Below are 17,336 nucleotides of genomic sequence, written 5' to 3' on the forward strand. Positions count from 1 at the left end.
CAGCGTTCTCCTGTGCCCACGGACCGCCCGTCGCGGCACAGTTGACGACTTGTCACCACGGGAGGACCCATGACCACAACGCCGTTCATCAGCCGGAAGGGCATGACACGCCGCAGCATGCTGGGAGCGGCGCTGGCCGCCGGGGCCGCCGTGCCGCTCGCCGCCGTCGCGGGCCCCGCGTGGGCCGACCCGGCCACGGACACCCCCACCGCGACGCGGCTTACGCTGCCCTCGCCGACCGGGCCGCACCCGGTGGGCACGGTCCGGCTGCACCTCGTGGACCGGTCGCGCCCGGACGGCATCGCGGGCCCCGGGCGTTTCCGCGAGCTGATGGCCACCGTCTGGTACCCCGCCCGGGACGTCCGCCGGTACCCGGTGGCGCCGTGGATGCCGGCCGGCGCCCTTCAGGCGTTCCTCGCCGACGTCGGGTTCGGCGAACTGGCCGGCCTGGGACCGCTCACCGCCGGTCACGTGGGCGCTCCGGTGCTGCGAACGGGTCGGCGGCTGCCCGTCGTCGTGTTCTCGCACGGAGCGCACAGCCACCAGGGTGACCACACCGGCGTGGTCCAGGAGCTCGCCAGCCACGGATACGCGGTGGTGACGGTGGCGCACCAGTACGACACGTACACGGAGTTCCCCGACGGGCGGATCGCCGTTCCGCTCTTCGACAGGCAGGCTCCGACGCGTCCAGGGGACTTCGCCGCCGACCTGCGCTTCGTCCTCGACTGCGTCGAACAGCTCGCCGCCGGGTGCAACCCCGACGTCGACGGCGGGGAGCTGCCGGCCGGGCTGCTGGGATCCCTCGATCCGAGGCGCATGGGCGCGTTCGGCTGGTCGAAGGGCGGGACGGCCACCGCCTGCGCCATGCTCGCGGACGAGCGCATCCGGGCCGGGTTGAGCCTCGACGGCCCGATGCAGATGAACCCGCCACTGGTCGGTGACCTGGACCGGCCGTTCATGATGATGACCGCCGAGTTCACCAGGGCCACGGATCCCGAGGCCGCCGCCTTCTGGTCGCATCTGCGGGGCTGGCGGCGGAACATCGAGGCCCTGGGCGCCGCCCACATCTCGTACGGCGACAACGAAGCACTGTTCCCGCAGGTGGCGAAGGTGCTCGGATGGAGCGGGCAGCAGCTCCAGGACGTGATCGGCACCCTGGACCCCGACCAGGCGGTGAAGATCCAGCAGGCGTATCCGCTCGCGTTCTTCGACGAGCACCTGCGCGGCCGCCGGGGGCACCTGCTCGACGGGCCGTCCGCGGCCTTCCCGGCGGTGATGTTCCTGCCGTAGGCCTACTCGGGGTGCCGCGCGGGCGCACGCTTCAGATTCGCTGCCTCGCCGGCGCCGGATACACGGAAGAGCGAGCTGCGGACACACCTGAACCCCTGTCCTCGTCTTCCATGAGGGTGAATCCTCTGGCGGTGGCTGGCTGCCTGGTGTGCCGGCACACCAGACTTGAGGTGATCAACAAGGTCGCCCCGGTCCTTGCCGGAACGACGCCCCTGTGTGCTCGATGCCCATGGCGCCTTCACCACGACGGCCGGCCAGGAGCAACCAGCCTCCATGAGCGCACTACGCACCCGGGCCGGGGACGCCACCGCCGACTCGTCCCTCGTGTGCCGCCTCACCTCCTGACCGACCCCCCAGGCCGACATTCACCCCGCCAGGGAAGGAAATCCCTCCATGCCCCTCTCGCCCACCACCTCTGCTGAGCCCACCACCGCCAAGGCCCGCATCTACGCCATGCTGGACACGGACGGCGACGGCGTCGCTTCCCGGCACGACTACTTCGTGCGCATCGATCGGGCCCAGCAGGCGACGGGACGGACGGACGACGATCCCCTGGTCATCGCGGCCCGCACCACGGGTGAACGGGCCTGGGCCGCGATGGACGCCAACGGCGACGGAGTGATGACGTACGAGGAGTACATCGCCTGGGTGGACGCCGAGAAGTTCGACAACATCTGCCAGTACGCCCTGGGCGCACTGTTCGACCTCGCGGACGCCGATCAGGACGGCGCCCTGGACCGCGAGCAGTTCACGATGCTCCGCCAGGCACTGGGCAATCGGGCCGGCAACGCGGGTGCCGCGTTCGACGCCCTGGACAGCGACGGCGACGGGCGCGTCAGCCGCACGGAGTACCTGGCATCGATCCGCGCGTACGTCACGGGCGACGATTCCCCCATGGGGAACGCCCTGTACTGACAAGGGCCGGCCCGGTGGGCGTCGGAGCCTGCGGACTCACGCAGGTCCCGACGCCCACCCCCGTCTATGCCGTGGGGCACCCGAGGGAGAGTGCGAAGCGGCAGTGGATCAGGGTTCTGCGAGGCGCGGGCCGGGGAGATCCGGCGGGACGGCGGTGGCGAGAGGCGCGGGGTTCCCGGTGAACGAGGAGGACCGCTGCCACCATCGGGCCGCACGTCATGAGTATGAAGGTCATGACGTGGCCGCCGCCACCCGCGGACCGGCCGGGGCCACCGGCTGTCCTGAGACGTCGACCGCGGCCGCGATCAGGAGGCGTCGAACGGCCCGGGAGCGGTTCGCGACGGTGAGGCGGCGTCCGCGCCGGGGCCACCAGTCGAGGACGGAGAGAAGGCTGGAGTCGCAGAAGTCGACCCGCGCGGTGTCGAGTACGAGTCCGGTGTAGCCGTCGGCCGCCGCCGAGGCCAACAGCGCACGCAACGGGGCGATGCTGTGGCAGTCGATCTCCCCGGCGAGGCGGACGACCAGGGTGGTGCCGAGAGTGGTGCAGGCGGCGACGACTATGACGCCGGGCGCGTTGTCCGCGCCCGAGTCGTGCACGACGGGGAGGGCAGGGGCAGCGAGCGCGTCGGGCAGTATCGGGGCCTTGCTTGAGGTACTCACAGACCCATCAACGTCTCGCGTACGGTGCCGGGTGACGAGGCATGCGGCCCTTTCACCCCATCTGAGCAGCATCGATACCCAGCACGAGCGAAAGTTGCCACCCGTACGAGTCAGATGGGGGAGTCCTTGCACCCGACCGCCCGCCTCGCGCTGTGGCGCTTCGATCAGGACGGAATGCCGGAAGTCCCGTTGCCCTCGACATTGGCCACCATCTTGCGCAGCACCGTGAGCGCAGCCACGTACTCTTCGTCGCTGATGACCTGGTCGCCCACGGGGCGTACGCCCGTCGTCGGCGCCTGGTCGGTGGTGGATCCGGTCTTCAATTCCATGATCGCGACGCTACGGTGCACTGTCATCCGGCACGGGCGTGGCCTGGTGGTAGTACATCCGCCACCCGGATTCCTCGTCCGCCTTCCGCCAGATCGAGCTCCGCCGGGCTCGCCTGCCGTCAAGCGTGGTTTCGAACGTCAGATGCACGATCCCTGGAGCCAGTACGGTGCCGGTCATCCCGGAAGGCACGTACTGCGGGCCATCGTCGTCCGCACCCTGCATGACCGGCAGCGCCGAGAGCATCGACTGCCGGTCCCACCGGCGCCCCGAGGCCCCCACCTCCACGAACTCCGGGTCGAGGAGTCGCTCCGCCAGTGCCCTGGAAGACCGCCCTGCCGGACTCAACAACTGCATCTCCCGCTCGATGACCTCGGCCACGCTGCTGTCCCCGCCCCTGTCCACGTTCATGGGAGCATCGTGCCCCAGCTGACCTGGCCGTTCGCAAGCGAATTGAGGAGCCGGACGCGGCTCGGCGCGAAACGAGGAAAGAGGAAGGCGGAACGGTTCGCCGGCTTCGTCGGCGAACCGTTCCGGCCGTTCGGGGCTAGCTCAGGGTCCGCACGGCAGCCGCGTCGTACGGCTTGAGCTCGTCGGTCCGCCCTGCCAGGACCTTCGCCGCCCACTCCGGGTCCTGGAGCAGCGCGCGGCCGACCGCGACCATGTCGAACTCGTCGCGCTCCAGACGGTCGAGGAGGTCGTCGATGCCCTGGACCGGGGCGCCTTCGCCCGCGAAGGCGTGGATGAAGTCGCCGTCGAGGCCGACCGAGCCGACCGTGATGGTGGGCCTGCCGGTGAGCTTCTTGGTCCAGCCCGCCAGGTTCAGGTCCGATCCCTCGAACTCGGATATCCAGTGGCGGCGGGTGGAGGCGTGGAACGCGTCGACGCCGGCCGCGGCGAGGGGAGCCAGGATCGACTCCAGCTCCTGCGGGGTCTCGGCGAGCCGGGCGTCGTAGGCGTCCTGCTTCCACTGCGAGAAGCGGAAGATCACCGGGAAGTCGGGAGAGACGGTCCCGCGGACCGCGGAGACGATCTCGGCCGCGAACTTCGTACGGGCCACGGGGTCGCCGCCGTAGGCGTCGGTACGGCGGTTCGTCCCGGCCCACAGGAACTGGTCGAGGAGGTAGCCGTGGGCGCCGTGCAGTTCGATCCCGTCGAAGCCGATGCGCTCGGCGGCAGCGGCGGCCTCGGCGAAGGCACCGATGACGTCGTCGAGGTCGCCCTGGGTCATGGCCTTGCCTGTGCCCTCGGTGCCGTCGGTACGGATGCCGGAGGGGCCCATCGCCGGGGCGTCGGGGTACGGGGCCTGGCCCTGCTGGCGCACCATGCCGATGTGCCACAGCTGGGGCACGATCGTGCCGCCCGCCGCGTGCACGGCCTCGGCGACCTTCGCCCATCCCTCAAGCTGCTCCTCACCGTGGAAGCGCGGCACGCGGTCGCTCTGCCCGGCCGAGTCATGACCGACGTAGGTGCCCTCGGTGACGATCAGGCCCACACCGGCGGCGGCGCGGCGGGCGTAGTACGACCGGACGTCCTCGCCGGGGACTCCGCCGGGCGAGAACATGCGCGTCATGGGCGCCATCGCGATGCGGTTCGGGACGGTCAGGCCGTTCAGTGCGACGGGCCGGGAAAGGATCTCGGCCGCGCGGGAGGTGGGGGACGCGGTGGCGGTCACGGGTACGCTCCTCATGGCAACTACTTGACAACCTTGATGCTTGAGAACTTCATGCAATGAGGCGACGGTAGAGGTCGATGCTTGAGATAGTCAAGTATCTCTGGCTAGAGTGGTCCCATGACAGAAGCTCCCCGCGTCGACACGGCCCAGCTCATGGAGCTCCTCTCCGTGTCGCTCGGCGTCTACTACGGCGATTTCACCGTCGCGGCGGCGAGTGAGAACCTCACGGCGAGCCAGGGCAAGGCCCTGACCGTGCTGTGCCGGGGACCCGCCGCGATGCGCGCCCTGGCCGAGACCATGACCTGCGACGCCTCCAACATGACCGGGATCATCGACCGGCTGGAGAAGCGCGGCCTGGTGCGCCGCGAGGCCGACGCCTCCGACCGGCGCGTCAAGAACGTCATCCTCACGGACGAGGGCGAGCGCGTCACCGACGCGATCCGCGCGAAGATGCGCACCACGCGGGACGGCCTGGAAAGGCTCGGCAGCCAGGAGCGCGACACCCTGTACGCCCTGCTGGAGCAGGTCTTCGCCGCACCGCCCGCCGCCTGATCCCGGCCCTTCGGCGCCTTCCTCCCTCGTCGTGGAGGTCGGCGGGCCTGGACCCCTCGGTTCCGCGGGTTCGCGGACGGGAACCTCCCCGGGCCGGCTTCAGGACCGGCGCGATGCGGGTTCCTGGCGACCCACCGCCGACGGGCGGGCCGCTGCGCTAGCCTCTAGGACGTAGCCGACCAGCGAGGGGGCCGCCGTGGCGCACCTGACGTTCGACGAGGGGGAAGCGCAGCAGCTGCGCGACGCCGCCCGTGATCACGCGGTGGCCGGTGAGGGCATGATCGCTTACGTCCTGGAGCAGCTCGCGGCCGAAGGCGTCGATCTGTCGAAGGTCACCCCGTACGAGGACGTCCAGGCCCGCTACGGCCTCGGCGCCACGGACGCCGCCCGTACCGCGGGCGCCGCCTGAGATGACGCCGAAGCACGGCCCCTGGCGCGCCCACGTCGTGCTGCACGACGTCGCCGAGCGGCAGATCGAGGCCATGAGTGACGCCGACCGTGAGGTGCTCGACGAGGCGATCGTCCGTCTCTCCTTCGATCACCGGATCGGTACCCGCGCCGAGGGCAGGCTCGAGTGGGAGTACCGCGACGAGGGCGTCCGGATCGTATACATCCCGACGGTCGTCGGAACGATCATCCTCGTCGCCTACGTCGAGGTCGGCTGAGGGCGGGCCGCCCACGTCGACGGGCCCGTCACCATCGGGCCGGGCTGCGCCTCGGGCCGAGCATCAGCTACCCACCGCCCCACGTGTCTTCGTCGCCGTGCTCCCCGCCGGGTGTCGCCCCACTGACTGAGCTCCAACCAGGTACTGGAGCACGGAGGTTGAGTACGCGCACTCATGCCGGGTCACGCGGCGGGCCCGAGGATGAGGGCACACCCCAGACACGAGGAGCCGGCGATGTCCGTCATGCCCCCGACCTTCAGCCCGTCGCCGGACGCGCGGCCGGTCCCCGGCCGCAGGCTGCCGGCCGTTCTCGCGCTCGCCGTGGCCGCCGCACTCGCGGTGTCGGCGTTCGGCGCCGCGGACCCGACCACCTGGGTGCTGGAGACGGTATGGGTGATGCTGGGCCTGCCGCTGGTCGTCGTGCTGCGCAAGCGGTTCCCGCTGAGCGGTCTGCTGTGCGGTCTGCTGGCCGTGCATGCCACGGTCCTCATCGTGGGCGGGCACTACACGTACGCGGAGGTGCCGGCGGGCGACTGGGTACGCGACTGGTTCGGTCTGGAGCGCAACCCGTACGACCGCCTCGGCCACCTGATGCAGGGCTTCGTCCCGGCGATCCTGGTGCGCGAACTCCTCCTCCGCACGTCGCCGTTGCGCGGCAGCCGCTGGCTCGCCCCGCTGACCGTGTGCGCCTGCCTCGCCTTCAGCGCCGTCTTCGAGATGCTGGAGTGGCTGGCGGCCGTGACCGGCGGCCAGGCCGCCGACGCGTTCCTGGCCACTCAGGGCGACGTGTGGGACACCCAGTGGGACATGTTCTGCGCCCTGATCGGCGCCACCCTCTCCCTGCTCCTCCTCAGCCGCGTCCACGACCGCGCCGTCGACCGCCTGGCGCTTCCGGCACGGGACTGATCACGCGGTCTACTCCGTACGGTTCGGGAAACACGGTCCGACACGTGTCGTCGCCGCCCGAACCCCGGTGGCGCCCTCCACGCATCAGCGCCGTGCTGCGTCGGTCGCCTGGGCGGTGACGATGCGGGGGAGGGCGCCGGGGTGTTCCCGTGTGAGCCAGCCGACGAGCTCTTCCCGTACGGCACAGCGGGTCGTCCACAGGTCGTCCGCGTCCTTGGCGGTCACGAGGGCGCGGACGGTGATGCCGGTCGGCGAGGTGTCGGTGACGGCGAGGTCCCACGCCCGGCCGTCCCAGCCGGCGCAGGTGTCGAGGAACCCGCGCAGGTGCGCGCGCATCAGCTCGACGGGTGCGGAGTGGTCGCAGTGCACGAAGACCGTCCCCGTCAGCTCGCTGCCGCCGCGCGACCAGTTCTCGAAAGGGCGTGAGGTGAAGTAGGAGACGGGCAGGGTGACCCGGCGTTCGTCCCAGGTCCGGACCGTGAGGAAGGTGAGGGTCACCTCCTCCACGGTGCCCCACTCCCCGTCGACGACCACCGTGTCGCCGATGCGGACCATGTCGCCGAAGGCGATCTGGAAACCCGCGAAGAGGTTCCCGAGCGTCGACTGCGCCGCGACGCCCGCCACGATGCCGATGATCCCGGCGGAGGCGAGAAGCGATGTGCCGAGCCCCCGGAACGTGGGGAAGGTGACGAGTACGAAGGCGGCGGCGATCACGCCGACGGTCACCGACACCACCCGGGTGAGCAGCGTGACCTGCGTCCGGACGCGGCGCAGCCGAGCCGCGTCGCGGGTACGACCGGCATACCGCGCGTACGCGGACTCGACGACGGCCGAGACGACGCGGACCGTCAGCCAGGCACCACCTCCGATCAGGCACAGCAGGAGGATGTGGTCCAGAACACCGGCGCGATCCAGGAGCGGCGGCCAGTCGGTCGCGCGGTACGACCACCGGAACACGGCGCACAACAGGACGGCGTACAGCGGCGTACGGCAGCGCCTCAGCAACCCCCAGAGCGGAGTGTCGGGGTGGCGTGCGTCCGCGTACCGCGCGAAGAGGTCCGCCGCCCGGCCGGCGGTCAGGGCCACCAGCACCGAGCCGCCGAGGACGATCGCCAGTCGAACAACGCTTTCCATGACTCCCCAGTCGACGAAGGGAACGCGGTCGTTCCTCTCGCCTCACCACCGGACCGCCCGGCAAACACATCCTCGGCGGGAGTTGCGGCGGACCTGGCGCCCGCCCGGCCGGGTGCGCCGGTGTCAGTGGCAGTGGCGGCGCAGCTTGCCGAGGAGGCGCTGGGCCTGGGCGCGCCTGCGGGGGTCGGCGGCGGCCCGGCGGACGGACGCCGCCGCGTTACGGCTCTGAGGGCTCCGGGCGAATGCCGTGATACGGGCCAGCAGTGTGGTCATGGACTTCTCCTCGCGTCGAAGGGGCGGGGCCGGCAGTGCTCTCGGGCTTCGCGCTCTGTCACACCGTGTTGCCCGGTTCGGCCGTGCCACACCTGCGTCGGCTTCGAGGACTTCGTCCTGGGCCCGGGTTCCGTCCCGGGGGCCGGCGAGGGCGCCGGGTCGGAGAGGCCGTGCCTCTGATGGGGAGGAGAGAGGCGGCATGATCCCTGGGGACCCGGGTACGCGGACGCTGTCCAACCCGTAAGGGAGGGAGCAATCACATGGGTCTGGGACTCTTCATCATCATGATCGCCGTCGGGGCCATCCTCACCTTCGCCACCGACTGGGAGATCGAAGCGGTCGACCTCGATCTGGTCGGTCTGATCCTGATGGCGGTCGGCTTTCTCGGAACCGCCGTCTACACGAGCGTTCTTCGGCGCCGCCGGATGGTGGTGCCGCCCGTGGCGCCGACGGTCACCGAGGACGACCGCCGCGACCTGCTCTGAGGCGGCCCGCACGTCCGGTGCCGCGGCGGACACGAGGCACACCACGCACAGCGACAGAGGAGTGAAAGCAATGACCGACCACGTGTGGACCTACAGCACCGACTCCGGCCATCTGGCGGGCACCGACCTCACCGGATGGCGGGTCGAGGCGTCCGACGGCCACATCGGCAAGGTGGACAAGCACTCCGACGAGGTGGACGACGCGTATCTGGTCGTGGACACAGGGGTCTGGATCTTCGGCAAGGAGGTGCTGATCCCGGCGAGCGCCGTGACCCGCATCGACCTGGTGGAGCACATCATCCACCTCGGCCTGACGAAGGAACAGGTCAAGGACGCGCCCGAGTTCGTCTCCGACAAGCACCTCGCCGGCCTGCGGTACCGCGAGGAGGTCAGCCGGCACTACCGTTCCGGCGGCCCCTTCCCTGGCGGCACGGGCGCCCTTTGACCGGCCCTGGCCCGAGAAGGGGGTACCGACGGCCCCCGACGCGGGCCGGCGGCCTTGTGACCGCCCCGCACGGGACTTCCTCCGGTGCGGGGCGGTCGGCCGTCTGCGAGGGAACCACGCGGGGGAGTGCGCGGTGACGCAACGCCGAGGGGCAGGGCTCGTCGCCCTTGACGGCGTTACTTCAGCTCGATCTCCACGAAGGCCAGCGGTGCGGTGCCCGCGTTGACGACTTCGTGTTCGCCACCGGCCGGGCGTGCGTAGGACTCACCCGCCCTGAGTTCGGAGACGGAGACCGTGCCGTCGGGGGTGATGACATGGGTCCGCCCGTCGGTGACGGGAACGACGACGTAGTCGTAGGCGTGGACGTGGCGACCGGTGGACTGGCCGGGCTCGAAGTCCCAGCGGGTCACGCGGACCCGGTCGTCCTCGTGCTGCTCGGTCGCGCGGGCCGTGGTGGTCATGGTCCCTCTTTTCGCCGTCGTCGGTTCCGGGCGCTGCGTCGGGCCGGGCAGCGCGCTGAACTGCAGGTTAGCCGCTGCTTGCCCTGCCCTGAGGGCAGCCCGCGACTTGAAGCCGCCCCCCCGAGACGGGAAAGGGAGAGGTATGGATCTCCGGCACCGGGGCACACAGGCGCTTCGAGCCGGTGCGAGGCACCAGGTTTGGCCCGCGCGTGATCGGCGAGACGGGCCTCATGAGTGCTTCGGAGAAGAGTGGACAGGACGCGTTCCCCTGGACCGGGCCGTACGTGGTGCCCGACTACCCCGAGATGGCGGAACCGTACGACCCGGATGCGGAGACCTACGCCCCGACGGGCGTGGAGGAGCCGAGTACCCTTCCGGCCCCGCTGGCCGAGAAGGCCCATGCGGCCGCGCAGGCGGCCCGCAGTGTGGGGAGCACGCTGTGGACCGCCGTACGCACGCACAAGGCGGCGGCCACGGGCGGTGCCGTCGTGGGTGCGGCTGCCGCGCTCACCCTCGGGTACGCGCTGGGACGCCGGGCGGGGCGCCGAGCGGGGCGGCAGGGTCTCGGACCGGTGGCCCTGCTCCTTGAACGTCGCCCCTGAACGCGCGGACCCCCGACGGCATGAAAGAGCCCGGCACACTCCTTTCGGTGTGTGCCGGGCTCGTGCATGTGTTCAGGCGCTCAGCGCCGAGTCCACGCGCCGTCCTTATCCTTGTCACTCGCCTGCCGTGTGTGATCCCGTTGCGGGCGGTGTGGGAATCATGAAGTGGGGAAAGGCGGGGTACGAGGTGCCCAGCGGGCCCGCCCATCCGGACGAGAGGAGTACCAGCGCCATGTCGGACGCGATCATCGCGGAGTGTGCGGCACCGGGGCCCCTTTTGTCCGCGAGTGCCGTCTACGACAACGCCTCCGACGGTGGCTCGATCGCCTCCGCCCGTGCCTTCACCGCGGCCTTCCTCTCGGGCGCCCCGTCCGTGCGTCGTGAACCTGTGGCCGGAGAGTGCGTCGAGCTGGCCCAGCTGGTGGTCAGCGAGCTGGTGACCAACGCGGTCCGGCACGCGTTCGGTTCCTGTCGACTGCTGCTTGAACTACGTCGGGACGCCCTGGAGATCTCGGTGTTCGACCGCGTGGCCGCCGCCCCCGTACCGCATGGGCACGATCCCCGCCGCATCGGACAGCACGGCCTCGAGATCGTCGTCGCCGTCTGCGAGAGCCTGAGCGTGGAGCCGGACCCGGAGGGAAAGCGGGTCCGGGCGCGCCTCTCCCTCACGGGGACTCCCTCCCCACACCGCCGCGGACGGGTGTGATCCTCCACCAGGGTGACCACACACACGACGCCCGGACGGGAGAAGCGGGGCTCGACGGCCCCGACAGGTGCTGTGGAGGCGGTTACTGAGCTCCCCTCACACGCGGGTGGACACGACCTTCCGCGTCCCTCGGGAAACTCCCCCGTGTGGACTTCGAGGTTCCGGGTAGGCGACCTGCCACAGGGCCACGACTCCCGGCTCGGGAACCACGTGAAAGGGGAATGGTGTGACGGTCACCACGATGACGGCCAAGGGTATTGAGGTCGGAACGGGAACACTGCCGCTGGTCCCGGACGCGTTGGCGGTCGCGCCGAAGGACGCACGGACCCTGTCGAAGGTCTTCTTCCAGGAACTCACCGTGCTGGAGGAGGGAACGCACGAGTACCAGTACGCGCGCAACACCCTCATCGAGATGAACATGAGCCTGGTCCGCTACGCGGCCGGGCGGTTCCGTCATCGCGCCGACGAGATGGAGGACATCGTCCAGGTCGGCATGATCGGACTGATCAAGGCGATCGACCGCTTCGAGCTTTCGCGGGAGGTCGAGTTCACCACGTTCGCCGTGCCCTACATCGTCGGGGAGATCAAGAGGTTCTTCCGGGACACCTCCTGGGCGGTGCACGTGCCCCGCCGCCTCCAGGAGGCCAGGGTGGAGCTGGCCAAGGCGACCGAGGAGCTGAGCACCCGCCTCGGCCGGACGCCGACGGTCAAGGAACTCGCCGAGCTGATGAGCCTGACGGAGGAGGAGGTCACCGAGGCCCGGCTGGCCTCCAACGGCTACAACTCCTCTTCGCTCGATGCCGCGTTGAGCGGCGAGAACGAGGACGGCGACGCCTCCCTCGCCGACCTCATCGGCAGCGAGGACCCCGCCATGGAGCTGGTGGAGGACTTCCACGCGCTGGCCCCGCTCATCGCCGAACTCGACGAGCGCGACCGTCGCATCATCCACCTGAGGTTCGTCGAGGAGCTCACCCAGGCGCAGATAGGGGATCGCCTGGGCTGCTCGCAGATGCACGTCTCCCGCCTGCTCTCGCGCACCGTGAAGCGCCTGCGCGAGGGTCTGCTCGAAGCCGGCTGATCCGGCGGACCGGCCGGGCGCCTCGCCTCGCGCGCTGAGCGGTACGTCCCCAGGGCGTCGGGCCCAGGCGAAAGCCTGGGCCCGACGCCTTCCGCGTGCCTGGGCCGTGAAGACCTTCCCGCTCATACGTAGGTGACCGTCACCCGCTCGAAGCCCAGGCCGTGCAGGAGCTTCTGCAGCATCTCGGTCGTGTTCCGCTCCGCCCGGGACGTCAGCCCGGACTCGCGGGCGGCGTCGCTGATCCGCCGGGCGGCCAGGACGTGGACGGCCTGCTCGCTCGCGGGGTTGTCCGAGAAGAGGTCGCCCAGCCGGTCGAGCAGACCCCGCTGCTTGGACACGGCGTACGAACGCTCGGGATCGAGCGCGGGAGCGGCCAGTCTGGCGTGCGGCAGGCGCAGGGTGGCCTCGGTACGGTCCGCGTCGACGGTCACGGCGCCGTCCCCGAGGCGGCCCAGTTCGACGTAGGCGCCGACGCTGCCGTTCGCCACGTAGAGGGTGCGGGTGCCACGGATCGAGTCCGGGAGGAACCGCGCGTCGTTCTCCAGGTCGACCACGACCTGGTAGGTCCCTGCCGCGCCCTCGTACCGGCTCAGGTCCTGGACGGACTTCAGGACGGCGGGACCGGAGCGGTCCTTCACCTGCGTCCCGAAGACGTCCAGACCGGGGAGCCTGAGGAACTGGCCGATCAGCATGAGGCCGACGGCGAGCACGAGCAGAGTGACGACGGCGAGGCGCCGTCTCCCTCCGGAACGCGTTCCCGTTCGGCGGGGCGGCGAGGGGCTGTTCTCGGTGTCTTCTCCCATGGTCGCCTGGTGCCCCCGTCGGCGTCTCCCACTCCCAACTCGGCGCAGGATGAGGCTGGTTGAGGCGCGTGAGAGGGGTGTGGCGCGGGTGAGGCCTCCGACGCGTCGCCCTGCATGCGGCAACCCGGCACGGGTAGGCGGGGTCCGTTCGCATGCGGTCGCCCAGAGGAGGAAGAGGTACATGATCGGTCGGAGACTGTGGGGGAGGAAGGCCGGAGCGGAGGGTGGCAGAGTGCGGGCGGCGCCCGCCGAGCCCCGTGGCGAGCGGGCGAAGCCTGCCGGGTCGGGACCGGGTGCAGGGGAGCCGGGGGCGAGGGTGCCCAAGGCGAACGCGGCGGCCCGGGTCCGACGGGGACCGGGCCGGTTCGTGCGGGTGCTGGTCGCCCTCGCGGCCCTCGTGGGCATGGTGGCGTTCGCCGTGGTCCTGGCCAGGCTCACCCTGGAGGCCTCGCCGGCATCCGTACCCCTCACCCACAACAACCTGACACCGGGCCGGTCGATCGAGAGCTACCTCGACCGGCCCGGCTTCGTGGAGACCGTCAAGCAGCTCGGGGGGAACATCGCCCTCGGCGTCCCCTTCGGGATCCTGCTGCCCCTGCTGTCCCGCGAGGCGCGCGGGTTCCTTCGGGTCGCGCTCGTCACCGCGGCCACCATGCTGCTCGTGGAACTGGTCCAGGGCGCGCTCATCACGGGACGCGCCTTCGACATCGACGACGTCCTCCTCAACGCGTCGGGAGCGCTCCTCGGGTACGTGCTCGTCGGCCGTCGGCTGGGGCGTGCCGTCCACCCGCGCACCCGCCCCCACTGGTGGAAGCGCGGGCGCCGCCCCGCCGGGACGCGGGGCGCGGTGTAGGACCGTGTGAGGGGGGTACGCGCTCGGCCATGGTCGAACGGAACCTTCCCGAACGGCGCGCGCCGGAGCGGCGGACCCCGCCCTCCGAGGCGCCCGATCCCGCTCCCGAGGCCGCCGGTCCGGGGCCCGTCGTCGAGGCGCACGCCCCCGACTCGCCGGGCGACCTCTCCCGGGCGTCGCTGGCGACGGTCCTCAAGCGGTCGATGCGTGGGTTCACCGAGGACGAGCTCATGGACCGGGCTGCGGCGCTGACGTACTACGGTGTGCTGTCCCTCTTCCCCGGGCTCCTCGTCCTCGTCTCCTTGGTCGGGATCGGCGGCCGTCGGACGACCGACAGGGTGATGGAGAACCTGCGCGAGCTGGCGCCCGGACCGGCCCGGGACGTGCTGGAGCAGGCGGTGGAGGCCCTGCGGGACAGCGCCGGAACGGGCGCCACGATGGCCGTCGTCGGTCTGCTGGCGGCGCTGTGGTCGTCCTCCGGATACGTAGGCGCGTTCATGCGCGCCGCCAACCACATCCATGACGTCCCCGAGGGCCGCCCGGTGTGGAAGCTGTTGCCGCTACGGCTGGGCATGACGGCGGCGCTGATGGTGATGGCCGCCGCGAGTGCCCTGGTGTTCGTGCTCAGCGGGGACGTGGCGCGCCGGGCCGGTGACGTGCTGGACGTCGGCGACACCGCCCTGACGGTCTGGTCGGTCGTGAAGTGGCCCGTGCTCCTCCTGCTCGCCGTGGCGATGATCGCCCTGCTGTACTGGGCGAGCCCGAACGCGAAGGGCCGGGGATGGCGATGGGTCACCCCCGGCAGCGCGCTCGCCCTTCTGGTCTGGATGGCGGCCTCCGCGGGCTTCGCCGTGTACGTCGCGCAGTTCGCGTCGTACAACCGGGTCTACGGCACCATGGCCGGCGTCGTCGTCTTCCTCGTGTGGTTGTGGATCAGCAACCTGGCCATCCTGCTGGGGCTGGAGTTCGACGCCGAGCTGCTGCGCTGCCGCGCGGTGGCGGGAGGCATGCCGCCTGACCGGGAGCCGTACGTCGAACCGCGCGACACGCGTGCGTGGAGCGAGGACGACCGGCGCGAGGCAGGCCTGCCGGCCGAGGAGGCGCGGCCCCGGTGACGGCCGGAGTCGACCCCGGGCCGGGAATTCGCTCACCTGTTCGGTTCGTGGTCTACCCTGTACCCATGACCGCAGCACGACCCGACCTGCCCGGACTCCAGGCCTCCCTCTTCGACCAGGGTGACGACATCCGGTGCGGTCCACTGGACGGGCTCCGGCGGACGGCGCTCGGCGGCGGCGCCTGGATCGACCACCTGCCCGGGTGGCTGCACGGCGCCGACGCGCTGTTCGAGGAGCTGGCCGGGCGCGTGCCCTGGCGGGCCGAGGAGCGGCCGATGTACGACAACGTCGTCGCCGTGCCCAGGCTCCTGGCCCACTACGGTGAGGGCGTCCCCCTCCCGCACCCCGCGCTCACCGAGGCCCGGGACGCCCTCGGTGCCCACTACGCCGCCGAGCTCGGCGAACCCTTCGCCACCGCCGGCCTCTGCCTCTACCGTGACGGCCACGACAGCGTCGCCTGGCACGGCGACCGGACCGGCCGCTCGGCCACCCACGACACGATGGTCGCCATCCTCTCCCTCGGCGACCCCCGCGACCTCGCCTTCCGCCCGCGCTCCGGCGGTCCGACGGCCCTCCGTCTGCCGCTCGGCCACGGCGATCTGGTGGTGATGGGCGGCTCCTGCCAGAGGACGTGGGAACACGCCGTTCCGAAGACGAGCCGCGCCGTCGGCCCCCGCATCAGCGTCCAGTTCCGCCCGCGCGGAGTGCGCTGAGAGCTGGTGCGGGGGCCGACGGGGTATGGCGTCGCCGCCGGCGGCGCGCACGGTGGCGACCGTCCGCTGGTCGACGCCCCCGGTGAGCGGACGGCGTCGACGCACTTGCCGCCGATGCCGGTGATGCGACGGGCGGCTTCGGCGGGGGCGACGGGGACACCACCGGCGGCGAGGGCGAGTGCCGCCATGGGGAGGGGCAGACGGGATGTGAAGTCTTGACGGCTTGGGGGGCGGACACGGGACCGCTCGTGGCGCCCGGGCGACCGCGTCAGCCGCGCACGGCTGCGGTGCGCACGCGTCGGGCCGTGTCGCGCAGCCACAGGGCGCTGCGCTTGGGCGTACGGGTCTGCGTGGCGTAGTCCACGCGCACGAGACCGAAGCGCTTGTCGTAGCCGTACGCCCACTCGAAGTTGTCCAGGAGCGACCAGGCGAAGTAGCCCCGGACGTCCGCGCCGCCGGAGCGGGCCTCGGCCACGGCGGCGAGGTGGGCCGCGAGGTAGGCGGTGCGCTCGGAGTCGTCGACGAAGTCGTGGGCGTCGGGAACGTCCTCGTACGCCGCGCCGCTCTCGGTGACCACCATCGGTGTCCCCGGGTGGTCGTGCGCGATGCGCAGCAGCAGGGCGGTGAGGTCGTGCGGCATCACCTCCCAGCCGAGCCCGGTGACCGGGAGCCCTCCGTGCGGCAGGTTCCGGGTGACGGGGAGGCCGCGCGCGTCGGTGGTGGCGCCCTTCTCGTCCACTCCCGAGGTGCGCATCGACCGGTAGTAGTTCACCCCCAGGGTGTCGATGGGAGTGGAGATGATCTCCAGATCACCGTCTGCGACCGGGATCTCGACGCCCCGTACGGCGAGGTCGGCGACGAGGTCCTCCGGGTACCGGCCGCGCAGGATCGGGTCGAGGTAGAAGCGGAACCCGAGGGCGTCGGCGCGGCGGGCGGCCTCGTGGTCCGCAGGGGTGTCCGTGGCGGGCCCGCTGGTGCCGAGCAGATGGGTGACGGCGAGGTCGAGGGGGCGCCGGGCCGCGGAGCGCAGGCGCTGGACCGCCAGGCCGTGGGCGAGGTGCAGGTGGTGGACGGCACGTACCCCGTCGGCGAAGGAGCGGCCCCCGGGGGCGTGGACGCCTTCGACGTGGCCGAGCACGGCCGAGCAGAAGGGTTCGTTGAGGGTGGTCCAGTGGGCGACGCGGTCGCCGAGGCGCTCGTGGACGAGTGCGGCGTAGTCGGCGAAGCGGTGGGCGGTGTCGCGGGCGGGCCAGCCGCCGGCGTCCTGGAGCTCCTGGGGCAGGTCCCAGTGGTAGAGGGTGAGCCAGGGGGTGACGCCGCGGGCGAGGAGCTCGTCGACCAGCCGGTCGTAGAAGCCGATCCCCGCAGGGTTGGCCGTACCACGCCCGCCGGGCTGGACGCGCGGCCACGAGACGGAGAACCGGTACGTGTCGAGGCCGAGACCGGCGAGCAGTGCGACGTCCTCGGGCATGCGGTGGTAGTGGTCGCAGGCGATGTCGCCGGTGTCGCCGTTGTCGACGGCCCCGGGGACCCGGCAGAAGGTGTCCCAGATGGACGGTGTGCGGCCGTCCTCGTCGGCGGCCCCCTCGATCTGGAAGGCGGAGGTGGCGGCGCCGAAGCGGAAGTGCGGGGGCAGCCGGTCGATGAGCGCGTCGTGGTGGGCGGTCATGGGTGCTCC

At 71.4% G+C, this 17,336-nt stretch carries 23 protein-coding genes; 14 read left to right on the forward strand and 9 right to left on the reverse strand.

All coding sequences use genetic code 11. The features are described from left to right. The first annotated feature begins 69 nt into the window (after window positions 1-69). Both ACN9MM_RS38350 and ACN9MM_RS38355 read left to right on the forward strand, forming a co-directional pair. Entirely contained in the window at window positions 70-1,290 is a 1,221-nt protein-coding gene (locus ACN9MM_RS38350; RefSeq protein ID WP_426368451.1) for an alpha/beta hydrolase family protein, read from the forward strand. A gap of 393 nt (window positions 1,291-1,683) precedes the next feature. After that, window positions 1,684-2,205 (forward strand): EF-hand domain-containing protein, encoded by a 522-nt coding sequence (locus ACN9MM_RS38355; protein ID WP_426368453.1) that lies wholly within the window; start codon window positions 1,684-1,686, stop codon window positions 2,203-2,205. 231 nt (window positions 2,206-2,436) lie between these two features. On the opposite strand, the gene ACN9MM_RS38360 is transcribed toward ACN9MM_RS38355, so the two are convergent. From ACN9MM_RS38360 to ACN9MM_RS38375, 4 genes are all read right to left on the reverse strand, one after another. Continuing rightward, on the reverse strand, window positions 2,437-2,865 hold the full coding sequence (locus tag ACN9MM_RS38360; RefSeq protein ID WP_426368454.1) for an STAS domain-containing protein: 429 nt from the start codon (window positions 2,863-2,865) through the stop codon (window positions 2,437-2,439). A 164-nt stretch (window positions 2,866-3,029) separates the two neighbouring features. Next, complete coding sequence (locus tag ACN9MM_RS38365) at window positions 3,030-3,194, reverse strand: hypothetical protein (RefSeq protein WP_426368456.1); 165 nt, start codon at window positions 3,192-3,194, stop codon at window positions 3,030-3,032. Window positions 3,195-3,204: 10 nt separating this feature from the next. Then, complete coding sequence (locus ACN9MM_RS38370) at window positions 3,205-3,603, reverse strand: DUF4440 domain-containing protein (RefSeq protein WP_426368457.1); 399 nt, start codon at window positions 3,601-3,603, stop codon at window positions 3,205-3,207. A gap of 136 nt (window positions 3,604-3,739) precedes the next feature. After that, window positions 3,740-4,867, reverse strand: coding sequence for an NADH:flavin oxidoreductase (locus tag ACN9MM_RS38375; protein ID WP_426368458.1), 1,128 nt, complete (start codon window positions 4,865-4,867; stop codon window positions 3,740-3,742). Between the two features lie 117 nt (window positions 4,868-4,984). Here ACN9MM_RS38375 and ACN9MM_RS38380 point away from each other — a divergent pair, with 117 nt between their 5' ends. From ACN9MM_RS38380 to ACN9MM_RS38395, 4 genes are all read left to right on the forward strand, one after another. Further along, complete coding sequence (locus ACN9MM_RS38380; RefSeq protein WP_426368460.1) at window positions 4,985-5,419, forward strand: MarR family winged helix-turn-helix transcriptional regulator; 435 nt, start codon at window positions 4,985-4,987, stop codon at window positions 5,417-5,419. Between the two features lie 196 nt (window positions 5,420-5,615). Continuing rightward, the gene (locus ACN9MM_RS38385) at window positions 5,616-5,828 is read left to right on the forward strand and encodes a hypothetical protein (RefSeq protein ID WP_426368462.1); all 213 of its coding nucleotides are present in this window, start codon (window positions 5,616-5,618) and stop codon (window positions 5,826-5,828) included. A 1-nt stretch (window position 5,829) separates the two neighbouring features. Further along, entirely contained in the window at window positions 5,830-6,084 is a 255-nt protein-coding gene (locus tag ACN9MM_RS38390; RefSeq protein ID WP_426368463.1) for a hypothetical protein, read from the forward strand. Window positions 6,085-6,318: 234 nt separating this feature from the next. After that, window positions 6,319-6,990 carry a DUF2238 domain-containing protein gene (locus ACN9MM_RS38395; RefSeq protein WP_426368464.1) on the forward strand — a complete coding sequence of 224 codons (672 nt, stop codon included), beginning with the start codon at window positions 6,319-6,321 and terminating at the stop codon, window positions 6,988-6,990. Between the two features lie 84 nt (window positions 6,991-7,074). On the opposite strand, the gene ACN9MM_RS38400 is transcribed toward ACN9MM_RS38395, so the two are convergent. Both ACN9MM_RS38400 and ACN9MM_RS38405 read right to left on the reverse strand, forming a co-directional pair. Then, the gene (locus tag ACN9MM_RS38400) at window positions 7,075-8,124 is read right to left on the reverse strand and encodes a mechanosensitive ion channel family protein (protein ID WP_426368465.1); all 1,050 of its coding nucleotides are present in this window, start codon (window positions 8,122-8,124) and stop codon (window positions 7,075-7,077) included. A gap of 123 nt (window positions 8,125-8,247) precedes the next feature. After that, window positions 8,248-8,397 (reverse strand): hypothetical protein, encoded by a 150-nt coding sequence (locus ACN9MM_RS38405; protein WP_426368466.1) that lies wholly within the window; start codon window positions 8,395-8,397, stop codon window positions 8,248-8,250. Window positions 8,398-8,657: 260 nt separating this feature from the next. Between ACN9MM_RS38405 and ACN9MM_RS38410 the strand changes: the two genes are divergently transcribed. Then, window positions 8,658-8,882: a DUF6458 family protein gene (locus ACN9MM_RS38410; RefSeq protein WP_382862600.1), complete on the forward strand. Its 225-nt coding sequence runs from the start codon at window positions 8,658-8,660 to the stop codon at window positions 8,880-8,882. A gap of 70 nt (window positions 8,883-8,952) precedes the next feature. Then, window positions 8,953-9,327 (forward strand): PRC-barrel domain containing protein, encoded by a 375-nt coding sequence (locus tag ACN9MM_RS38415; protein WP_426368467.1) that lies wholly within the window; start codon window positions 8,953-8,955, stop codon window positions 9,325-9,327. 176 nt (window positions 9,328-9,503) lie between these two features. On the opposite strand, the gene ACN9MM_RS38420 is transcribed toward ACN9MM_RS38415, so the two are convergent. Next, on the reverse strand, window positions 9,504-9,788 hold the full coding sequence (locus tag ACN9MM_RS38420) for a cupin domain-containing protein (protein WP_426368468.1): 285 nt from the start codon (window positions 9,786-9,788) through the stop codon (window positions 9,504-9,506). Between the two features lie 230 nt (window positions 9,789-10,018). Here ACN9MM_RS38420 and ACN9MM_RS38425 point away from each other — a divergent pair, with 230 nt between their 5' ends. From ACN9MM_RS38425 to ACN9MM_RS38435, 3 genes are all read left to right on the forward strand, one after another. Further along, a complete protein-coding gene (locus ACN9MM_RS38425; RefSeq protein ID WP_426368469.1) occupies window positions 10,019-10,390 on the forward strand; it encodes a hypothetical protein in 372 nt (123 codons plus the stop codon). 232 nt (window positions 10,391-10,622) lie between these two features. Continuing rightward, on the forward strand, window positions 10,623-11,096 hold the full coding sequence (locus ACN9MM_RS38430) for an ATP-binding protein (RefSeq protein ID WP_426368470.1): 474 nt from the start codon (window positions 10,623-10,625) through the stop codon (window positions 11,094-11,096). Between the two features lie 226 nt (window positions 11,097-11,322). Next, a complete protein-coding gene (locus ACN9MM_RS38435) occupies window positions 11,323-12,174 on the forward strand; it encodes an RNA polymerase sigma factor SigF (RefSeq protein ID WP_426368471.1) in 852 nt (283 codons plus the stop codon). Window positions 12,175-12,296: 122 nt separating this feature from the next. Here the strand turns inward: ACN9MM_RS38435 and ACN9MM_RS38440 are convergent, their stop codons facing one another. Beyond that, window positions 12,297-12,977, reverse strand: coding sequence for a DUF4230 domain-containing protein (locus tag ACN9MM_RS38440; RefSeq protein ID WP_426368472.1), 681 nt, complete (start codon window positions 12,975-12,977; stop codon window positions 12,297-12,299). 316 nt (window positions 12,978-13,293) lie between these two features. On the opposite strand from ACN9MM_RS38440, the gene ACN9MM_RS38445 reads away from it, so the two are divergent. The 3 genes from ACN9MM_RS38445 (at window position 13,294) to ACN9MM_RS38455 (ending at window position 15,658) form a co-directional block, all read left to right on the forward strand. Beyond that, window positions 13,294-13,830, forward strand: a complete 537-nt coding sequence (locus ACN9MM_RS38445) for a VanZ family protein (RefSeq protein WP_426368473.1) — start codon at window positions 13,294-13,296, stop codon at window positions 13,828-13,830. A 29-nt stretch (window positions 13,831-13,859) separates the two neighbouring features. After that, on the forward strand, window positions 13,860-14,945 hold the full coding sequence (locus tag ACN9MM_RS38450) for a YihY/virulence factor BrkB family protein (protein WP_426368474.1): 1,086 nt from the start codon (window positions 13,860-13,862) through the stop codon (window positions 14,943-14,945). 65 nt (window positions 14,946-15,010) lie between these two features. Continuing rightward, window positions 15,011-15,658: an alpha-ketoglutarate-dependent dioxygenase AlkB gene (locus ACN9MM_RS38455; RefSeq protein WP_426368475.1), complete on the forward strand. Its 648-nt coding sequence runs from the start codon at window positions 15,011-15,013 to the stop codon at window positions 15,656-15,658. A gap of 268 nt (window positions 15,659-15,926) precedes the next feature. On the opposite strand, the gene ACN9MM_RS38460 is transcribed toward ACN9MM_RS38455, so the two are convergent. After that, window positions 15,927-17,327: a GH1 family beta-glucosidase gene (locus tag ACN9MM_RS38460; protein ID WP_426368476.1), complete on the reverse strand. Its 1,401-nt coding sequence runs from the start codon at window positions 17,325-17,327 to the stop codon at window positions 15,927-15,929. Between the last annotated feature and the right edge of the window lie 9 nt (window positions 17,328-17,336).

Source organism: Streptomyces sp. E-08 (genome assembly GCF_049913095.1).
Classification (GTDB): Bacteria; Actinomycetota; Actinomycetes; order Streptomycetales; family Streptomycetaceae; genus Streptomyces.

What these genes read in the sequence shown, in the direction of transcription:
- ACN9MM_RS38350 (WP_426368451.1), top strand. Translation starts at nt 70, where the DNA reads ATGACCACAACGCCGTTCATCAGCCGGAAGGGCATGACACGCCGCAGC.
- ACN9MM_RS38355 (WP_426368453.1), top strand. Translation starts at nt 1,684, where the DNA reads ATGCCCCTCTCGCCCACCACCTCTGCTGAGCCCACCACCGCCAAGGCC.
- ACN9MM_RS38365 (WP_426368456.1), bottom strand. Translation starts at nt 3,194, where the DNA reads ATGGAATTGAAGACCGGATCCACCACCGACCAGGCGCCGACGACGGGC.
- ACN9MM_RS38370 (WP_426368457.1), bottom strand. Translation starts at nt 3,603, where the DNA reads ATGAACGTGGACAGGGGCGGGGACAGCAGCGTGGCCGAGGTCATCGAG.
- ACN9MM_RS38380 (WP_426368460.1), top strand. Translation starts at nt 4,985, where the DNA reads ATGACAGAAGCTCCCCGCGTCGACACGGCCCAGCTCATGGAGCTCCTC.
- ACN9MM_RS38390 (WP_426368463.1), top strand. Translation starts at nt 5,830, where the DNA reads ATGACGCCGAAGCACGGCCCCTGGCGCGCCCACGTCGTGCTGCACGAC.
- ACN9MM_RS38395 (WP_426368464.1), top strand. Translation starts at nt 6,319, where the DNA reads ATGTCCGTCATGCCCCCGACCTTCAGCCCGTCGCCGGACGCGCGGCCG.
- ACN9MM_RS38400 (WP_426368465.1), bottom strand. Translation starts at nt 8,124, where the DNA reads ATGGAAAGCGTTGTTCGACTGGCGATCGTCCTCGGCGGCTCGGTGCTG.
- ACN9MM_RS38405 (WP_426368466.1), bottom strand. Translation starts at nt 8,397, where the DNA reads ATGACCACACTGCTGGCCCGTATCACGGCATTCGCCCGGAGCCCTCAG.
- ACN9MM_RS38410 (WP_382862600.1), top strand. Translation starts at nt 8,658, where the DNA reads ATGGGTCTGGGACTCTTCATCATCATGATCGCCGTCGGGGCCATCCTC.
- ACN9MM_RS38415 (WP_426368467.1), top strand. Translation starts at nt 8,953, where the DNA reads ATGACCGACCACGTGTGGACCTACAGCACCGACTCCGGCCATCTGGCG.
- ACN9MM_RS38420 (WP_426368468.1), bottom strand. Translation starts at nt 9,788, where the DNA reads ATGACCACCACGGCCCGCGCGACCGAGCAGCACGAGGACGACCGGGTC.
- ACN9MM_RS38425 (WP_426368469.1), top strand. Translation starts at nt 10,019, where the DNA reads ATGAGTGCTTCGGAGAAGAGTGGACAGGACGCGTTCCCCTGGACCGGG.
- ACN9MM_RS38430 (WP_426368470.1), top strand. Translation starts at nt 10,623, where the DNA reads ATGTCGGACGCGATCATCGCGGAGTGTGCGGCACCGGGGCCCCTTTTG.
- ACN9MM_RS38440 (WP_426368472.1), bottom strand. Translation starts at nt 12,977, where the DNA reads ATGGGAGAAGACACCGAGAACAGCCCCTCGCCGCCCCGCCGAACGGGA.
- ACN9MM_RS38450 (WP_426368474.1), top strand. Translation starts at nt 13,860, where the DNA reads ATGGTCGAACGGAACCTTCCCGAACGGCGCGCGCCGGAGCGGCGGACC.
- ACN9MM_RS38455 (WP_426368475.1), top strand. Translation starts at nt 15,011, where the DNA reads ATGACCGCAGCACGACCCGACCTGCCCGGACTCCAGGCCTCCCTCTTC.
- ACN9MM_RS38460 (WP_426368476.1), bottom strand. Translation starts at nt 17,327, where the DNA reads ATGACCGCCCACCACGACGCGCTCATCGACCGGCTGCCCCCGCACTTC.